The 14,122-nt window shown below is 69.5% G+C and carries 16 protein-coding genes; 10 read left to right on the top strand and 6 right to left on the bottom strand.

Features of this window, described 5'->3' with window-relative positions:
* Nucleotides 1–255: 255 nt before the first annotated feature.
* Nucleotides 256–897, top strand: coding sequence for an SDR family oxidoreductase (locus tag QQ657_RS56145; RefSeq protein WP_284750685.1), 642 nt, complete (start codon nt 256–258; stop codon nt 895–897).
* A 108-nt stretch (nt 898–1,005) separates the two neighbouring features.
* Nucleotides 1,006–1,650, top strand: a complete 645-nt coding sequence (locus QQ657_RS56140; protein WP_284750684.1) for a DedA family protein — start codon at nt 1,006–1,008, stop codon at nt 1,648–1,650.
* On the opposite strand, the gene QQ657_RS56135 is transcribed toward QQ657_RS56140, so the two are convergent.
* Nucleotides 1,647–2,543, bottom strand: a complete 897-nt coding sequence (locus QQ657_RS56135; RefSeq protein WP_284750683.1) for an EamA family transporter — start codon at nt 2,541–2,543, stop codon at nt 1,647–1,649. The two genes, QQ657_RS56140 and QQ657_RS56135, sit on opposite strands and share 4 nt — an antisense overlap.
* A gap of 205 nt (nt 2,544–2,748) precedes the next feature.
* On the opposite strand from QQ657_RS56135, the gene QQ657_RS56130 reads away from it, so the two are divergent.
* Together QQ657_RS56130 and QQ657_RS56125 are read left to right on the top strand one after the other, a co-directional pair.
* Nucleotides 2,749–3,681 carry an EamA family transporter gene (locus tag QQ657_RS56130; protein WP_284750682.1) on the top strand — a complete coding sequence of 311 codons (933 nt, stop codon included), beginning with the start codon at nt 2,749–2,751 and terminating at the stop codon, nt 3,679–3,681.
* Nucleotides 3,682–3,705: 24 nt separating this feature from the next.
* Nucleotides 3,706–4,611: a LysR family transcriptional regulator gene (locus QQ657_RS56125; protein WP_284750681.1), complete on the top strand. Its 906-nt coding sequence runs from the start codon at nt 3,706–3,708 to the stop codon at nt 4,609–4,611.
* Here the strand turns inward: QQ657_RS56125 and QQ657_RS56120 are convergent.
* Nucleotides 4,601–5,206 carry a TetR/AcrR family transcriptional regulator gene (locus tag QQ657_RS56120; RefSeq protein ID WP_284750680.1) on the bottom strand — a complete coding sequence of 202 codons (606 nt, stop codon included), beginning with the start codon at nt 5,204–5,206 and terminating at the stop codon, nt 4,601–4,603. The two genes, QQ657_RS56125 and QQ657_RS56120, sit on opposite strands and share 11 nt — an antisense overlap.
* Nucleotides 5,207–5,265: 59 nt before the next feature.
* Between QQ657_RS56120 and QQ657_RS56115 the strand changes: the two genes are divergently transcribed.
* The gene (locus QQ657_RS56115; protein WP_284750679.1) at nt 5,266–5,907 is read left to right on the top strand and encodes a peroxiredoxin-like family protein; all 642 of its coding nucleotides are present in this window, start codon (nt 5,266–5,268) and stop codon (nt 5,905–5,907) included.
* Here the strand turns inward: QQ657_RS56115 and QQ657_RS56110 are convergent.
* Both QQ657_RS56110 and leuA read right to left on the bottom strand, forming a co-directional pair.
* The gene (locus QQ657_RS56110) at nt 5,894–6,445 is read right to left on the bottom strand and encodes a DedA family protein (RefSeq protein WP_284750678.1); all 552 of its coding nucleotides are present in this window, start codon (nt 6,443–6,445) and stop codon (nt 5,894–5,896) included. The genes QQ657_RS56115 and QQ657_RS56110 overlap by 14 nt on opposite strands.
* Nucleotides 6,446–6,525: 80 nt before the next feature.
* Nucleotides 6,526–8,286 (bottom strand): 2-isopropylmalate synthase, encoded by a 1,761-nt coding sequence (gene leuA / locus QQ657_RS56105; protein WP_284750677.1) that lies wholly within the window; start codon nt 8,284–8,286, stop codon nt 6,526–6,528.
* Nucleotides 8,287–8,504: 218 nt separating this feature from the next.
* On the opposite strand from leuA, the gene QQ657_RS56100 reads away from it, so the two are divergent.
* On the top strand, nt 8,505–8,879 hold the full coding sequence (locus QQ657_RS56100) for a hypothetical protein (RefSeq protein WP_284750676.1): 375 nt from the start codon (nt 8,505–8,507) through the stop codon (nt 8,877–8,879).
* A gap of 181 nt (nt 8,880–9,060) precedes the next feature.
* On the opposite strand, the gene QQ657_RS56095 is transcribed toward QQ657_RS56100, so the two are convergent.
* Nucleotides 9,061–9,651, bottom strand: coding sequence for a nitroreductase family protein (locus QQ657_RS56095; protein ID WP_284750675.1), 591 nt, complete (start codon nt 9,649–9,651; stop codon nt 9,061–9,063).
* Nucleotides 9,652–9,881: 230 nt separating this feature from the next.
* Here QQ657_RS56095 and QQ657_RS56090 point away from each other — a divergent pair, with 230 nt between their 5' ends.
* From QQ657_RS56090 to QQ657_RS56075, 4 genes are all read left to right on the top strand, one after another.
* Nucleotides 9,882–11,147, top strand: coding sequence for an aspartate kinase (locus QQ657_RS56090; RefSeq protein WP_284750674.1), 1,266 nt, complete (start codon nt 9,882–9,884; stop codon nt 11,145–11,147).
* The gene (locus tag QQ657_RS56085) at nt 11,147–12,184 is read left to right on the top strand and encodes an aspartate-semialdehyde dehydrogenase (protein ID WP_284750673.1); all 1,038 of its coding nucleotides are present in this window, start codon (nt 11,147–11,149) and stop codon (nt 12,182–12,184) included. Before QQ657_RS56090 ends, QQ657_RS56085 begins: the two co-directional genes overlap by 1 nt.
* A gap of 87 nt (nt 12,185–12,271) precedes the next feature.
* Complete coding sequence (locus QQ657_RS56080) at nt 12,272–13,453, top strand: RtcB family protein (protein WP_284750672.1); 1,182 nt, start codon at nt 12,272–12,274, stop codon at nt 13,451–13,453.
* A gap of 16 nt (nt 13,454–13,469) precedes the next feature.
* The gene (locus tag QQ657_RS56075) at nt 13,470–13,853 is read left to right on the top strand and encodes a DUF8711 family protein (RefSeq protein WP_284750671.1); all 384 of its coding nucleotides are present in this window, start codon (nt 13,470–13,472) and stop codon (nt 13,851–13,853) included.
* 68 nt (nt 13,854–13,921) lie between these two features.
* Here QQ657_RS56075 and QQ657_RS56070 read toward each other — a convergent pair.
* The coding region (locus QQ657_RS56070; protein WP_284750670.1) for a transposase at nt 13,922–14,122 on the bottom strand (201 nt) is incomplete at its 5' end.

Raw genomic sequence — 14,122 nt, 5'->3', positions numbered from 1 at the left:
CCGGATGACCCTCGGCTGGGACAGCCCAGCCGAACGCGTGACACAGTTACTCAACACCGCCCACCAACAGCAATGTTGCAACGACCGCTAGAAACCGCCGTCCCTGGGGGGGGCGTGCCCACGTCCAGTCTATCGGCGGCCACCGACCCACCCGCCGCTCGATCGCTACCAGCTGAGAGTTGTCCACATGGGGGTGAACCCTGTGGACAACTCCGGCACCGGGCAAACCCGCCTCACCTGCGGGAGGATCACCTCATGCAGGTCACCGTGCTGGGGGCGTCAGGACGAACCGGGATCCACGTGGTCCGCCTGCTCGCCGCCCGAGGTCACACCGTCCGAGCCGGTCTGAGGAGCCGCAGACGGGCCGAAGTCCTCAGGGACGAAAACGCGAAACCCGTCGTCGCCGATGTCACCGCCGATCGGGACGAGCTCGTCGAAGTCTTCAAGGACTCCGACGTCGTCATCACCACCATCGGCGCCCCCGATCCGGAACCCGAATCGGTGAACCTCGTCGACCGGGACGGGGCCATCGCCGCCATCCGGGCCGCCGAAGTCGCCGGCGTGCCGCGCTTCATCCAGCTCTCCGCCCAGTTCGCCGACTCACCCGACCAGGGCGACCGGCTCGTGCGGTCGATCCTGCTCGCCAAGCAGGTCTCCGACAGCGTCCTGCAGAAGTCCGAGCTGACCTGGACCATCGTCCGGCCCGGGACGCTCACCGACGGCCCCGCCACCGGCCGCGTCAAGGTCGCCGGCCACCTCGAACCCGGGCGGATCACCCGGCGGGACGTCGCCGCCGTGCTCGTCGGGGTCCTCGGTGAGCCGCTCACCGAAAACCGCGGCTTCGACGTCGTTTCCGGGGATTACCCGGTTGCCCCCGCCCTCGCTTCGCTCGGCTGAACCCGACTTAAGTCGTACCCCCTGCAATACCTGAGTAGGCCGCCCCCGGCGCACTTCCCCCGGTACCCTGCGGAAAGCAGATTCGCCGGACAGCAGGGGGTACGAGCAGTGCACATCGACCAATGGCTGGAGGCGATCCCGCCGCTCTCGGTGTACCTGATCGTCGGCGCGGTGATCATGATCGAAAGCCTGGGCATTCCGCTGCCCGGCGAGATCGTGCTGGTCAGCGCCGCTTTGCTGGCTTCGCAGCACAGCAACCTGAGTCCGCTGTGGATCGGCATCCTGGCCAGCGCCGGCGCCATCATCGGCGACAGCATCGGGTACCTGATCGGAAAGACCGGTGGTCAACGGCTGTTCGCCTGGGCCGGCCGGAAATTCCCGAAGCATTTCGGGCCGACGCACCTCGCCAACGCCGAACGGATCTTCAACAAACGCGGCGTGTGGGCCGTCTTCCTCGGCCGCTTCATCGCGTTCCTGCGCATCCTCGCCGGCCCGCTCGCCGGGTCGCTCAAGATGCACTACCCGAAGTTCCTGCTGGCGAACGCGGCCGGCGGCATCGTCTGGGCGGGCGGTACGACCGCGGCCGTCTACTACCTCGGCGTGGTCGCCGAAGAGTGGCTCGGCCGGTTCTCCAAGTACGGCCTGGTGGCCGCGATCGTGATCGGCGTCATCGTGTTCTTCGTGATGAAGAAGCGGCTCGGCCGCAAGCACGAGGAAGAAGAGAAGCAGGAAGTCGGCGAGCCGACCGCCTAGACCGCGACGAGCTCCGGTTCGCGCTTCCGCACGGGCCGCAGCGACCCGAGCAGCACCCCGGCGATCACGACGGCGGCGGCGCCGACCTCCAGCCCGGTCGGCCGCTCGCCGAGCAGCACGAACGACGCCGTCAGCCCGACCACCGGCACCAGCAGTGAGAACGGCGAGACGACACCGGCCGGGTTGCGCCGCATCAGCGTGGTCCACAGGCCAGACCCCACGACCGTGCCGATCAGCACGACGTAGGTCAGCCCGCCCAGCGCCGTCAGCCCGGTCGGTGTCCCGAGCGTCGTCAGCGAGTGCCACTGGGCGGCCGGGCCTTCCATCACCAGCGAAAGCGCGAACATCGGCAGCGGCGGCACCACCGACATCCACAGCGTGAAGTGCAGCGGGTTGTCGGGCTCGGCCTTGCGCGTGCTGAGGTTGCCGAACGCCCAGCTCAGCGCGGCCAGCAGCGTCAGGACCATCGGCAGCAGGGCCGCGTGCCCGGACTGCTGCCAGGCGATCGCGACCATCCCGGCGACGGCCAGCGCGATCCCGGCCAGCTGGTGCGGCGTGACGCGTTCGCGCAGGAAGACGGCGCCGAGCAGCACCGTGAACGGCGCCGACGCCTGCAGCACCAGCGACGCGAGCCCGGTCGGCATCCCGGTGTCCATCGCGATGAACAGGAACGCGAACTGCCCGGTGCCGAAGCCGAGGCTGTAGCCGAGCAGGTGCCGCACCTTCACCTTCGGCCACGGCACGAACAGGATCGTCGGCACGGCGATCACGGCGAACCGCAGCGCGCCCGCGAACACCGGCGGGAACTGGCCGAGGGTGGCGTGGATGGCGAGGAAGTTCAGGCCCCAGAGCACGGCGACGAGCACGGCGAGCAGGCGGTCACGGGTGGGCATGCCTCCACTGTGTCAACGGTGACCGTGAAGGACCAGCGATAATATCTGCACGGACCGTTTAGCTGTCCTTCAAGAAAATACCCCGTGACCTGGGCCTCCCCGTGGCGACGACGTCTGGGACGTCGCTCGCCGGCGCCCGCGGGGGTTGCCCGCGACGTCCGGCTCCGGCAACCATGGGCGCCCGCCGACGACTGGGGAGATTCCGATGCTGCGAGGCGTACTGCCGTTGACCGGGTTCGCGGCGCTGACCGCGGCGCTCGACGTCTTCGCCGGCAACCAGCTGGAACAGCTGCGCCCGGCGACCGTCGCCGCGGTGTCGTTCACCCTCGCCGCCGCGTTCTTCCTCGGGTTCGCACTGCTGCGCGACGGCGTGGCCGTGACGGTCCGCCCGCTGCGCGAGCTGCGCCGCGACGTCGTGATGATCAACGTGACGACCGCCGCGACCTGGCTGTCGATGCTCTTCGCGCTGCGCTACCTCGAGCCCGCGGTGGTGAACGTCGTCGGCATCGCGCTCGGTCCGGTGCTGACCCTCGCGTTCAACCCGTTGCTGCGCAAGGGAACCGCGATCCTGCGCGCGGAGGCGTGGGTCGCGGCCGGGATCGGCGTGCTGATCGGGCTGCTCGTCTGGGGTTCGTTCACCGGCCACAGTGGACTCGACCGGACACCCGGCGAGACGCTCGCCGGGGTGGCGCTCGTGCTCGTCACCGGCGTCGGCTCGGTGACGAACGTGATCTACTCGAAGCGGCTGAGCGACGCCGACCTGCCGCCGCGGCGCGTGCTTGCCGTGCGGTTCTTCCTCATCCTGGCGATGACCTGGGCACTCGTCGCGGTCGACGACGCGCCGGGCGTCGAGGTGGCGCTCGGGCCGTCCGCGGTGATCGCCCTGCTCGGCGTCGCGCTGCCGCTCTACCTGCTCCAGGTGGGGATCCGGCGGACCGAGCCGATCACGGCGTCCATCCTGCTGACGCTCTCACCGCTGTTCGCGTACGTCATGCAGCTGGCCGACAACCGCCTGACGCCGTCGGTGCTCACGCTCGGCTGCGTGGCCGGGATCGTCGCGCTCGTCGGCGCCGGGACCGTCGCGCGGCTGCGCCACGACCGTGAAGCGGCGGTCGCCGAAAGCGTGGCGACCTTGTAGCCGGACTTCACATATGCTGGCCTCGTGGATCTGGGTCGCTTGCGCACGCTGCGGGAGTTCGCCGACCGCGGGAGCGTGACGGCGGCCGCGCGGGCGTTGCACTGCACGCCTTCCGCGGTTTCGCAGCAGCTGCGGGCCCTGCAGGGTGAGGTCGGCCTGCCGCTCACCGAGCCGGCCGGGCGAGGGCTGCGGCTGACCGATGCCGGCCGCGCGCTGGTCGCCCGGGCCGACGAGGTGCTGGCCGCGCTCGATCGCGCCGAGTCCGAACTGGACACTTACCGCAGCGCGCCGCGGGGGCGCGTGCGGATCGCGATCTTCCAGTCCGCCGGGCTGATGCTGCTGCCCGGCCTGCTGACCCGCGTCGCCGAGTACGAAGGCCTGGAGATCGACGTCCGCGACGTCGACATGACGCCCCCCGAGGTGCCGGGCCTGGTCGCGGACTACGACATCGTCGTCGCGCACCGGGACGAGCACGCCCCGGAGTTCGACGCCGGCCGCCTCGACGTCGTGCCGCTGCTGCGCGAACCGCTCGACGTCGCCCTTCCCGCCGGGCACCGGCTGGCGAACCGGCGCCGCGTCGAGCTGGCGGAGCTGGCCGACGAACGCTGGATCAGCGTCGACTTCGGCTTCCCGGTGGACGACGTCCTGCGCTCGCTGACCATCCGCACCGGCGTGCGGCCGGTGGTGGTGCAGCGGATCAACGACTTCCGGATCACCGAGCGGCTGGTCGCGGCGGGGCACGGGATCGCGCTGCTGCCGCGCTACACGATGAATACCGGGCGCGGCCGCGGGCTGGTCGCGCGCCCGCTGGCCGGCATCCGCGCGGCCCGGCTGGTGGAGGCGGTCTGCCGCACCGGCGCGCTGCAGCGCCCGGCCGTGGCGAAGGTGATCGACGAACTGCGCGCGGAGATCGCTCAGCTCACCGCTTGAAGCCGCGGAGGTAGCCGAGCGCGATCTGCAGCGCGTCCGCCAAAGCCGTGAGGTCGTGCCGGATGTGGGCCAGCAGCAGTCCACCTTGGACGGACGTCATCGCCGCCTGCGCCAGCCGCGCGGGATCGGCGTCGGGAGCGAGCTCTCCCTTGTCCCGCAACGTGGTCAGCCCGCGTTCCAGGTGTGACTCCCACGTCCGGTAGGCCTGGTCGACCAGCGGCGCGAGCTTCGGGTTGTCGCCGACCTCCCCGGCGAGGTTGCCCAGCGGGCACGCGATCGGCCCGCCCGCCCGGCGGTGGACGTCGAGCAGCTGCTCGGTCCACGTCTCGAGGTCGGCCCAGGAGGTCAGGTCGAAGATCGCCGGCTGGTTGGCCAGGATCTGCTCGAGGTACCGGTCGATCACGGCCGCGACCAGCTGCTCCTTGTTCTTGAAGTAGTGGTACATCTGCGATTTCCCGGCCCCGCTCGCGGCGAGCACCTTGTCGACGCTCGTGCCCGCGACGCCGTCGACGTACATCAGCCCCGCCGCCGCGTCGACGATCGCGTCGCGCGTCCGCTTTCCGCGCGGGGTCGAGGCGGCCGCTTGCGTCTCCATGTACCAGATAGTACAGTTCGTCTCACTGTACCGATCAGTACAACGAGCTAGGGGGATCCATGACGCTCAACAACGCCCTGACCGACTTCCGGACCGAGGGCATGAAGGTGTGGCCGGCCGACCTGGTCAGCACCCTCACGAAGCACCCGCGGGACCTGGTCGAAGCGGCGAAATCGGCGAAGTTCGCCGCGGTCGGCACGACCGCCGGGGACTTCACGCTGCCGGACGCCGACGGCAGCGCCGTCAGCCTCGGCGACCTGGTCGCCGACGGCCCGGCCGTATTGGTCTTCTACCGCGGGCAGTGGTGCCCGTACTGCAACCTGACCCTGCGGGCCTACCAGGCCGAAGTGGTTCCGGAGCTGGGGAAGCACGGCGCGCGCCTGGCCGCGATCAGCCCGCAGCTGCCGGACGGCTCGGTGGCCGTGAAGGAGACCAACGAGCTGGGCTTCCCGGTGCTCTCGGACGTGGGGAACGTCGTGGCGCGCACGTTCGGGCTGACGTTCACGGTCGACGAGGAGGTCCGGCCCACGATGGTCAAGATCGGCGCCGACCTCACGAAGCACAACGGGGACTGGGAGCTCGCGCACCCGGCCGTCGTGGTGGTCGGCCCGGATCGGGTGATCCGGTTCGTCGACGTCCACCCGGACTACACGACGCGCACCGAGCCGGCGCAGATTCTCGAAGCGGTCAAATCGCTTTAGCGCCGCGCTTCACGCCGTAGGTGATCACCGAACCCAGGATCAGGGCGACGCCGAGGGAGAGCAGCATGCTGATCCCGGGTTCGGTGATGATCTGGCCGCCCGCGTAGCCCAGGAAGGCCACGTACGACGTCCAGAGCGTGACGCCGACGGCCGACGCGGTGAAGAACTCCGCCAGCGGCCACCGGAGCGAGCCGGCGAGCAGGGCACCGATCGTCCCGCCCGACGGCAGCCAGCGGGCCGCCACCAGCACCGGCCGGGGGTGGCGCTGCAGGCGGCCGTCGAACCAGCCGATGCCGGCGGCGATCTTCTTCCGCCGGCTCAGCCGGTCCAGCGCCGCCCGGCCACCGAACCGGCCGAGGGCGTAGAGCGCCTGGTCCGAGACCAGGCACCCGGCACTCGACACGGCGATCACCAGCGCCAGCGACGTCCCGCCCTGCGCCGCCGCGACACCCATGCCGAGGATCGTCACCTCGGTGGGCAGCAGGGGCACGAGCGAGACGACGAACAGCACCAGCAGTCCTGCCGTAGTCGCGTCCACACCTCCATTAACCGCCTGCCGGGGGCCGATGAATCCCGATCACCGGGGACTCACAGCAACCCGACAGGCGGCCCACAGGTTCAGCGGTTGGCGCGGTTCACCGCGGAGACGACCGCGCGCAGCGACGCCGTGACGATCGACGGGTCGATGCCGATGCCCCAGAACACCCGGTCCGAGATCGCGCACTCGATGTACGACGCGGCGCGCGCGTCGTCACCCGGCGAGAGCGTGTGCTCGGAGTAGTCCAGCAGGCGCAGGTCGAAGCCGACGGTCGAGAGCGCGTCGAAGAACGCCGCGATCGGGCCGTTGCCGCGGCCGGTGACCTCGTGCTCGTCACCCTCGACGCGGACGGTCGCGGTGATGTCGTACTCGCCGTCCCCGTTGTCCTGGACGTGCTGGCGGACCAGCTCCAGCGGCGTCTTCAGCTCCAGGTACTCGGCCGCGAAGGCGTTGTACATCGTGGTCGGGTCGACCTCGCCGCCCTCGGTGTCGGTGTAGCGCTGGATGACCTTCGAGAACTCGATCTGCAGGCGCCGCGGCAGGTCGAGCTGGTGCTCGGCCTTCATGATGTAGGCGACGCCGCCCTTGCCGGACTGCGAGTTCACGCGGATCACGGCCTCGTACGTGCGGCCGACGTCCTTCGGGTCGATCGGCAGGTACGGGACCTCCCACGGGTACTCGTCGATCGGGACGCCCTGCTTGTCGGCGGCGTCCTTCAGCGCGTCGAGGCCCTTGTTGATCGCGTCCTGGTGGCTGCCGGAGAATGCGGTGAACACCAGGTCGCCACCCCACGGCGAGCGCTCGCCGACCGGCAGCTGGTTGCAGTACTCGACCGTCCGCTTGATCTCGTCCATGTCGGAGAAGTCGATCTGCGGGTCGATGCCCTGGCTGTAGAGGTTCATGCCCAGCGCGACCAGGTCGACGTTGCCGGTGCGCTCGCCGTTGCCGAACAGGCAGCCCTCGATCCGGTCCGCGCCGGCCTGGTAGCCCAGCTCGGCGGCGGCGATCCCGGTGCCGCGGTCGTTGTGCGGGTGCAGCGACAGGATCACCGAGTCACGGCGTTCCAGGTTCCGGGACATCCACTCGATCGAGTCGGCGTAGACGTTCGGCGTCGCCATCTCGACGGTCGCCGGCAGGTTCAGGATCACCGGCTTCTCCGGCGTGGGCTGCCAGATCTCGGTGACGGCGTTGCAGACCTCGAGTGCGTACGACAGCTCGGTGCCGGTGTAGGACTCCGGCGAGTACTGGAAGCGGAAGTCGGTGTCCGGCTGCTTCGCGGCCAGCTCGACGACCATTTCCGCGGCCTGTGTCGCGATCTTCTTGATGCCCTCGCGCTCTTCGCGGAAGACCACGCGGCGCTGCAGGATCGAGGTCGAGTTGTAGATGTGGACGATCGCCCGCGGCGCGCCTTCGAGGGACTTGAAGGTCCGCTCGATCAGCTCGGGACGGCACTGGGTCAGCACCTGGATGCTGACGTCGTCCGGGATGGCGTGCTCTTCGATGATCTCGCGGACGAAGTCGAAGTCGGTCTGGCTCGCGGCCGGGAAGCCGACCTCGATCTCCTTGTAGCCCATGCGTACGAGCAGGTCGAAGAACTTCCGCTTGCGCGCGGGCGACATCGGGTCGATCAGGGCCTGGTTGCCGTCCCGCAGGTCGACGGCGCACCACAGCGGCGCGCGGTCGATGCGCTTGGTGGGCCAGGTGCGGTCGGGCAGGTCGATGTTCTCGACGAGGTCGTACCAGGGGCGGTAGCGGTGCACCGGCATGGAAGTGCCGCGCTGGGTGTTCCAAGCGGGCTGGTCAGCGGGCGCGGGACGCGAAGGCTTGCGGATCTTGCTCATGGTTTCGAGGGTGTCTCCAGCTAGACGGGTGCGACCGGCACCACGAAGCCCCGCGACGGGGAGCCGGTCCGGTCAGGCCCCGTCGCGGCAGCGAAGCAGGAGAGCACGCGCCACGACTCCACCATAACCACGGAACACCACACGGGGGAAGCCGGGCGTCTCCTCCTGGGGGTTACCTGTGGGTAGCAATTGGCCGGTGCCCGTGCGAAACTTCGGGCATGGGTGAGCACGCGGAGTCATCGTCGTCTTCGGAGGAGACCAAGGTTTCCCGCCGGGCCCCGGTCGACTGGCGCGCGACGGGCGGCCGGGTCGCTTCGATCGTGGCGTCGATCGTCCGCTGGGTGGGCTTGATCTTCGCGGCGCTGCTGGTGATCCACGTGATCTTCACGGTCGGCTCGGCCAACCCGGACAACGGGATCGTTTCGTTCGTGAAGTCCTGGGCGGACAGCCTGGCGCTGGGATTCAGCGATTTGTTCACGCCGAGTGACGAGAAGCTGCGAGTCCTGGTGAACTACGGCATCGCGGCGATCTTCTGGCTCGTGGTGTCGGGGATCCTGGCGAAGATCATCCGCCGAGTGGGCGGAGCTTCCTGATTTTCGCGGTGATCGCGCCGGCACCCGCGATCGGCGCGCTTCGGGCGCGGCTTGGTGACGTGATCTCGTGCTCGAGCCCGTCCCTCGCGTGATTGCGGCCGTGACTCGCGTGATCAGGGCCGTAAGTCGTGAGTTCCGGCTTCGATCACGCGGGTTCCGTCGGCAATCACACGAGTTCGGGCTAGAGGGCCGGCGTGCCCCACCCGTCCGTGAACGCGAACTCCGCCAGCGGGATCCGCTGCCGCTCAGCCTTCTCGCGCTCCACCCGCCAGGCTTCCTCCAGCACCTCGGCGTCGGCAGCAGACCCCACCGCGATCGCCACCTTCGGCACCGCGTCGTCCGGAAGACCGAAAGAGGCACTGACCTCGGAGGCGGAAAACCCCGCCATCTGATGCGCCACCAACCCCAGCTCCACCGCCTGCAGCACGAGGTTCTCCGACGCCAGCCCCAGCCCGTACTCCGCGTACGGCACCGGGCCCTTCTCGTTCGTCGTCACCATCACGCCGATCAGCAGCAGGCTCGCCCGGTGCGCCCAGGCTCGGTTGCCCGAGTTCAACGTCGCCAGGATCGCGTCGAACGACGGTGTCCCGCGCGTGCCCACCAGGTAGCGGGCCGGCTGGGTGTTGCCGAACGACGGGGCCCAGCGGGCCGCCTCCAGGAGCGCCCTCACCTGCTCCGGACTGACCGAGGAAGACGCGTCCAGGGCTCGCGGGCTCCACCGCTCGGCCATCACGGCAGCGATCGGGACGCTCGTCACAGCTGGCTTTCGCACGATCGACACGGTACCCACCTAGTGCGCTGCATCACTCGGGAGGAAGGGCTCCGCGCATTTCGTTGGTGTTACGGAAGATTTACTTCCACGCCGCCCGCACACGGGCCCCGCCCCACGTCAAGAGGGTGGCGGGCCGCCGGAGCCCCGGTAGGCTCCTTCTCAAATATGGGACGCGGGGGCTCCTCGGTGCCCACCAGGGAGCAGACCCGGCCCGTCTAGGAGGTTCGGGCGTGGCCCTCGTGGTCCAGAAGTACGGCGGATCGTCGCTGGAAAGTGCCGACCGGATCAAGCGCGTCGCGGAGCGGATCGTCGCCACCAAGAAGGCCGGCAACGACGTCGTCGTGGTCTGCTCGGCGATGGGTGACACCACCGACGAGCTGCTCGACCTGGCGCAGCAGGTCAACCCGGCGCCGCCGGAGCGGGAGATGGACATGCTGCTCACCGCCGGTGAGCGCATCTCGAACTCGCTCGTCGCCATGGCCATCGCGGCCCAGGGCGCGGAGGCGTGGTCGTTCACCGGGTCGCAGGCCGGCGTCGTCACGACGTCCGTGCACGGCAACGCGCGCATCATCGACGTCACGCCGAGCCGCGTCACCGAGGCCCTCGAGCAGGGCTACGTCGCGCTGGTCGCGGGCTTCCAGGGCGTCGCGCAGGACACCAAGGACATCACCACGCTGGGCCGTGGCGGCTCGGACACGACCGCCGTCGCGCTGGCCGCCGCGCTGAACGCCGACGTCTGCGAGATCTACTCCGATGTGGACGGTGTGTACACGGCCGACCCGCGGGTGGTCCCGGACGCGCGCAAGCTCGACACCGTCACGTACGAAGAGATGCTCGAGCTCGCCGCCAGCGGGTCGAAGATCCTGATGTTGCGTTGCGTGGAATACGCGCGCCGCTACGGCGTGCCGATCCGAGTCCGTTCTTCCTACAGTGACAAGCCGGGCACGACGGTGACCGGTTCTATCGAGGAGATCCCCGTGGAACAAGCCCTGATCACCGGTGTGGCGCACGACCGCTCCGAAGCCAAGATCACGGTCACCGGGGTGCCGGACCACGCCGGTGCCGCGGCCCGGATCTTCCGCGTGATCGCCGACGCCGAGATCGACATCGACATGGTGCTGCAGAACGTGTCCAGCACGGTGTCCGGCCGCACCGACATCACCTTCACGCTGTCGAAGGCCAACGGCGCCAAGGCCGTCAAGGAGCTGGAGAAGGTCAAGGCGGAGATCGGCTTCGAGTCGGTGCTCTACGACGACCACGTCGGCAAGGTCTCGCTGGTCGGCGCCGGGATGCGCTCGCACCCGGGAGTCACGGCGACGTTCTGCGAAGCGCTGGCCAACTCCGGCGTGAACATCGAAATCATCAACACCTCGGAAATCCGGATCTCGGTGCTGATCCGCGACGCGCAGCTGGACGACGCCGTGCGCGCGATCCACGACGCGTTCGAGCTCGGCGGCGACGAGGAAGCTGTGGTCTACGCGGGGAGTGGTCGCTGATGGCGGACGGGTTGCGGGTCGGGGTGGTCGGCGCGACCGGCCAGGTCGGCGCGGTGATGCGCAAGCTGCTGGCGGAGCGGGAGTTCCCGATCGCCGAGCTCCGGTACTTCGCTTCGGCGCGCTCGGCGGGTTCGACGCTGCCGTGGCGTGACAGCGAAATCACGATCGAAGACGCGTCGACGGCCGATCCGTCCGGTTTGGACATCGCGCTGTTCTCCGCGGGCGGGTCGACGTCGAAGGCGCAGGCGCCGCGGTTCGCCGCGGCCGGCGTCACGGTGATCGACAACTCCTCGGCGTTCCGGATGGACCCGGACGTGCCGCTGGTCGTCAGCGAGGTCAACCCCGAGGCCATCAAGGAGGCGCGCAAGGGGATCATCGCGAACCCCAACTGCACCACCATGGCCGCGATGCCGGTGCTGAAGCCGCTGCACGACGAGGCCGGGCTGGTCCGGCTGGTCGCGTCGACCTACCAGGCGGTGTCCGGCAGCGGGCTGGCCGGCGTCGACGAGCTGGCCGGGCAGGTCAAGGCGGGCGCGGAGCACGCGTCGCTGCTGACCCACGACGGCGCGGCGATCGACTTCCCGGCGCCGAACAAGTACGTCCGGCCGATCGCCTTCAACGTCCTGCCGATGGCCGGGTCCATTGTGGACGACGGTGAGCTCGAGACGGACGAGGAGAAGAAGTTCCGCAACGAGAGCCGCAAGATCCTGAGCATCCCGGGGCTGGGCGTGTCGTGCACGTGCGTGCGCGTGCCGGTGTTCTCGGGGCACTCGATCTCGGTGAACGCGGAGTTCTCGCAGCCGCTGACCGTCGAGCGCGCGACGCAGCTGCTGGCGCACGCGCCGGGCGTCGAGCTGTCGGAGATCCCGACCCCGCTGCAGGCGGCGGGCAACGACCCGAGCTACGTCGGCCGCATCCGCGTGGACCAGGGCGTCGAGGGCGGCCGCGGCCTGGCGCTGTTCATCGCGAACGACAACCTGCGCAAGGGCGCGGCGCTCAACGCCGTGCAGATCGCGGAGCTGATCGCGCAGCAGTGACCACAGTGGACAGCTGAAACTCGCTTGGTGATTTGCGGTGCCCGGGAGATCCTGGGCACCGCGAAACCATTTCCAGGGGAGGAAATCATGTACACCGCTGTCGACGGATCCCGCGTCCCGATCCGGATGTGGGCGGACCCCGCGTCGGTCGAAGACCAGGCCATGCGGCAGCTGCACAACGTCGCCAACCTGCCGTGGGTGCACGGTGTCGCCGTGATGCCCGACGTGCACTACGGGAAGGGTGCGACCGTCGGCAGCGTCATCGCCATGCGCGACGCCGTTTCGCCCGCCGCGGTGGGCGTCGACATCGGGTGCGGCATGAGCGCCGTCCGGACGTCGCTCACCGCGAGCGACCTGCCCGACGACCTCGGGAAGCTGCGCCGCCGCATCGAAAGCGCCGTTCCGGTCGGGTTCGGCCTGCACAAGACGCCCGTGAACCCCGCGAAGGTGCACGGCGTCGGCGGCTGGGACGCCTTCTGGCAGGGCTTCGGCGAGCTGCACACCGGCGTCCAGGAGCTGCACGACCGGGCCGCGCGCCAGATCGGGAGCCTCGGCGGCGGGAACCACTTCATCGAGGTCTGCCTCGAAGAGGGCACCGGGCAGGTCTGGCTGATGCTGCACTCGGGTTCGCGCAACATCGGCAAGGAGCTCGCGGAGCGGCACATGGCCGTCGCGCGCAAGCTGCCGCACAACGCGGACCTGCCGGACCGGGACCTCGCCGTGTTCGTCGCCGGCACGCCGGAGATGCAGGCGTACCGGCGTGACCTGTTCTGGGCGCAGGACTACGCGGCGCGTAACCGCGCCACGATGGTCGCGCTCGTGAAGCAGGCGCTGAAGGACGTCGTCCCGCAGACGACCTTCGACGACGCGATCTCCTGCCACCACAACTACGTCGCCGAGGAGACGTACGACGGTGTCGAGCTGCTCGTCACCCGGAAGGGCGCGATCCGCGCCGGATCGGGTGACCTCGGGATCATCCCGGGCAGCATGGGGACCGGTTCGTACATCGTCCGCGGGCTCGGGAACGAGTCGTCCTTCCAGTCGGCGTCGCACGGTGCCGGCCGCCGGATGTCGCGGAACAAGGCCAAGAAGCTGTTCACGGCCGACGACCTCGCGGCGCAGACGGCCGGCGTCGAATGCCGCAAGGACTCGGGCGTCGTCGACGAGATCCCGGCGGCGTACAAGGACATCGATGCGGTGATCCGGGCCCAGACGGACCTGGTCGAGGTCGTGGCGCACCTCAAGCAGGTGGTCTGCGTCAAGGGCTGAGCGGTACCTTGGCGCCATGACGAGGGGTGGAAAGACGGCCGCGCTGCTGGCCGGGGCCGCACTGCTGCTGAGCGGGTGCGACCAGGTCAGCACCGCGGTCGACCAGGGGTCGAAGACGGCGGACAAGGTGGGTGCCTGCACCGAGGCGCTCGGGCTGGCGGACCTGAATCCGCTGGTCGATCCGGACAAGCTCAAGGCCCGCGCCGCGGACAAGGAGAAGCGGCTGCGGGAGCTGGCGGGGAACGTCCAGGACCAGGACGTGAAGAACGCGCTGCTGGGAATGGCCGGCTCGTACGTCGAGGTGCAGAAGGAACGCATCGAAGACGCGGGCGTGGTGGCCCAGTGGGTGCAGCGCAACGTCAAGAAGCTCGACGCCCTCCGCGTGGCCTGCGGCGGCTAGCGCTGGCCAAAGCCATGAAGGGCACCTTCATGGCTATTAAGTGGCTCTTCGTATTGATGTGTGGGTGGTCACCGGCCTGGGAGATCGGGTCGGTGACCACCGAGGGCGAGCATGGCCAGCGCCATCAGGGATCCGGGCATACGGAACCCGAAGGCGATGCGGGTGAAAAGCCGGATTTTGGTGTTGGTGGCTTCGAGCACGGCGTTGGACAGACCAAGACGGAGGCTGGCGCAGATCGGGGCGAGCTGGCGGCGGACCTTGCGGCCGAG

The organism is Amycolatopsis ponsaeliensis (assembly GCF_030182635.1).
Taxonomy (GTDB): domain Bacteria; phylum Actinomycetota; class Actinomycetes; order Mycobacteriales; family Pseudonocardiaceae; genus Amycolatopsis; species Amycolatopsis ponsaeliensis.
This window is presented reverse-complemented; position numbering and strand designations above follow the sequence as displayed.

Coding starts and splice junctions, on each gene's coding strand:
- QQ657_RS56145 (WP_284750685.1), top strand. CDS start 256: ATGCAGGTCACCGTGCTGGGGGCGTCAGGACGAACCGGGATCCACGTG.
- QQ657_RS56135 (WP_284750683.1), bottom strand. CDS start 2,543: ATGCCCACCCGTGACCGCCTGCTCGCCGTGCTCGTCGCCGTGCTCTGG.
- QQ657_RS56130 (WP_284750682.1), top strand. CDS start 2,749: ATGCTGCGAGGCGTACTGCCGTTGACCGGGTTCGCGGCGCTGACCGCG.
- QQ657_RS56120 (WP_284750680.1), bottom strand. CDS start 5,206: ATGGAGACGCAAGCGGCCGCCTCGACCCCGCGCGGAAAGCGGACGCGC.
- QQ657_RS56115 (WP_284750679.1), top strand. CDS start 5,266: ATGACGCTCAACAACGCCCTGACCGACTTCCGGACCGAGGGCATGAAG.
- leuA (WP_284750677.1), bottom strand. CDS start 8,286: ATGAGCAAGATCCGCAAGCCTTCGCGTCCCGCGCCCGCTGACCAGCCC.
- QQ657_RS56100 (WP_284750676.1), top strand. CDS start 8,505: ATGGGTGAGCACGCGGAGTCATCGTCGTCTTCGGAGGAGACCAAGGTT.
- QQ657_RS56085 (WP_284750673.1), top strand. CDS start 11,147: ATGGCGGACGGGTTGCGGGTCGGGGTGGTCGGCGCGACCGGCCAGGTC.
- QQ657_RS56080 (WP_284750672.1), top strand. CDS start 12,272: ATGTACACCGCTGTCGACGGATCCCGCGTCCCGATCCGGATGTGGGCG.
- QQ657_RS56075 (WP_284750671.1), top strand. CDS start 13,470: ATGACGAGGGGTGGAAAGACGGCCGCGCTGCTGGCCGGGGCCGCACTG.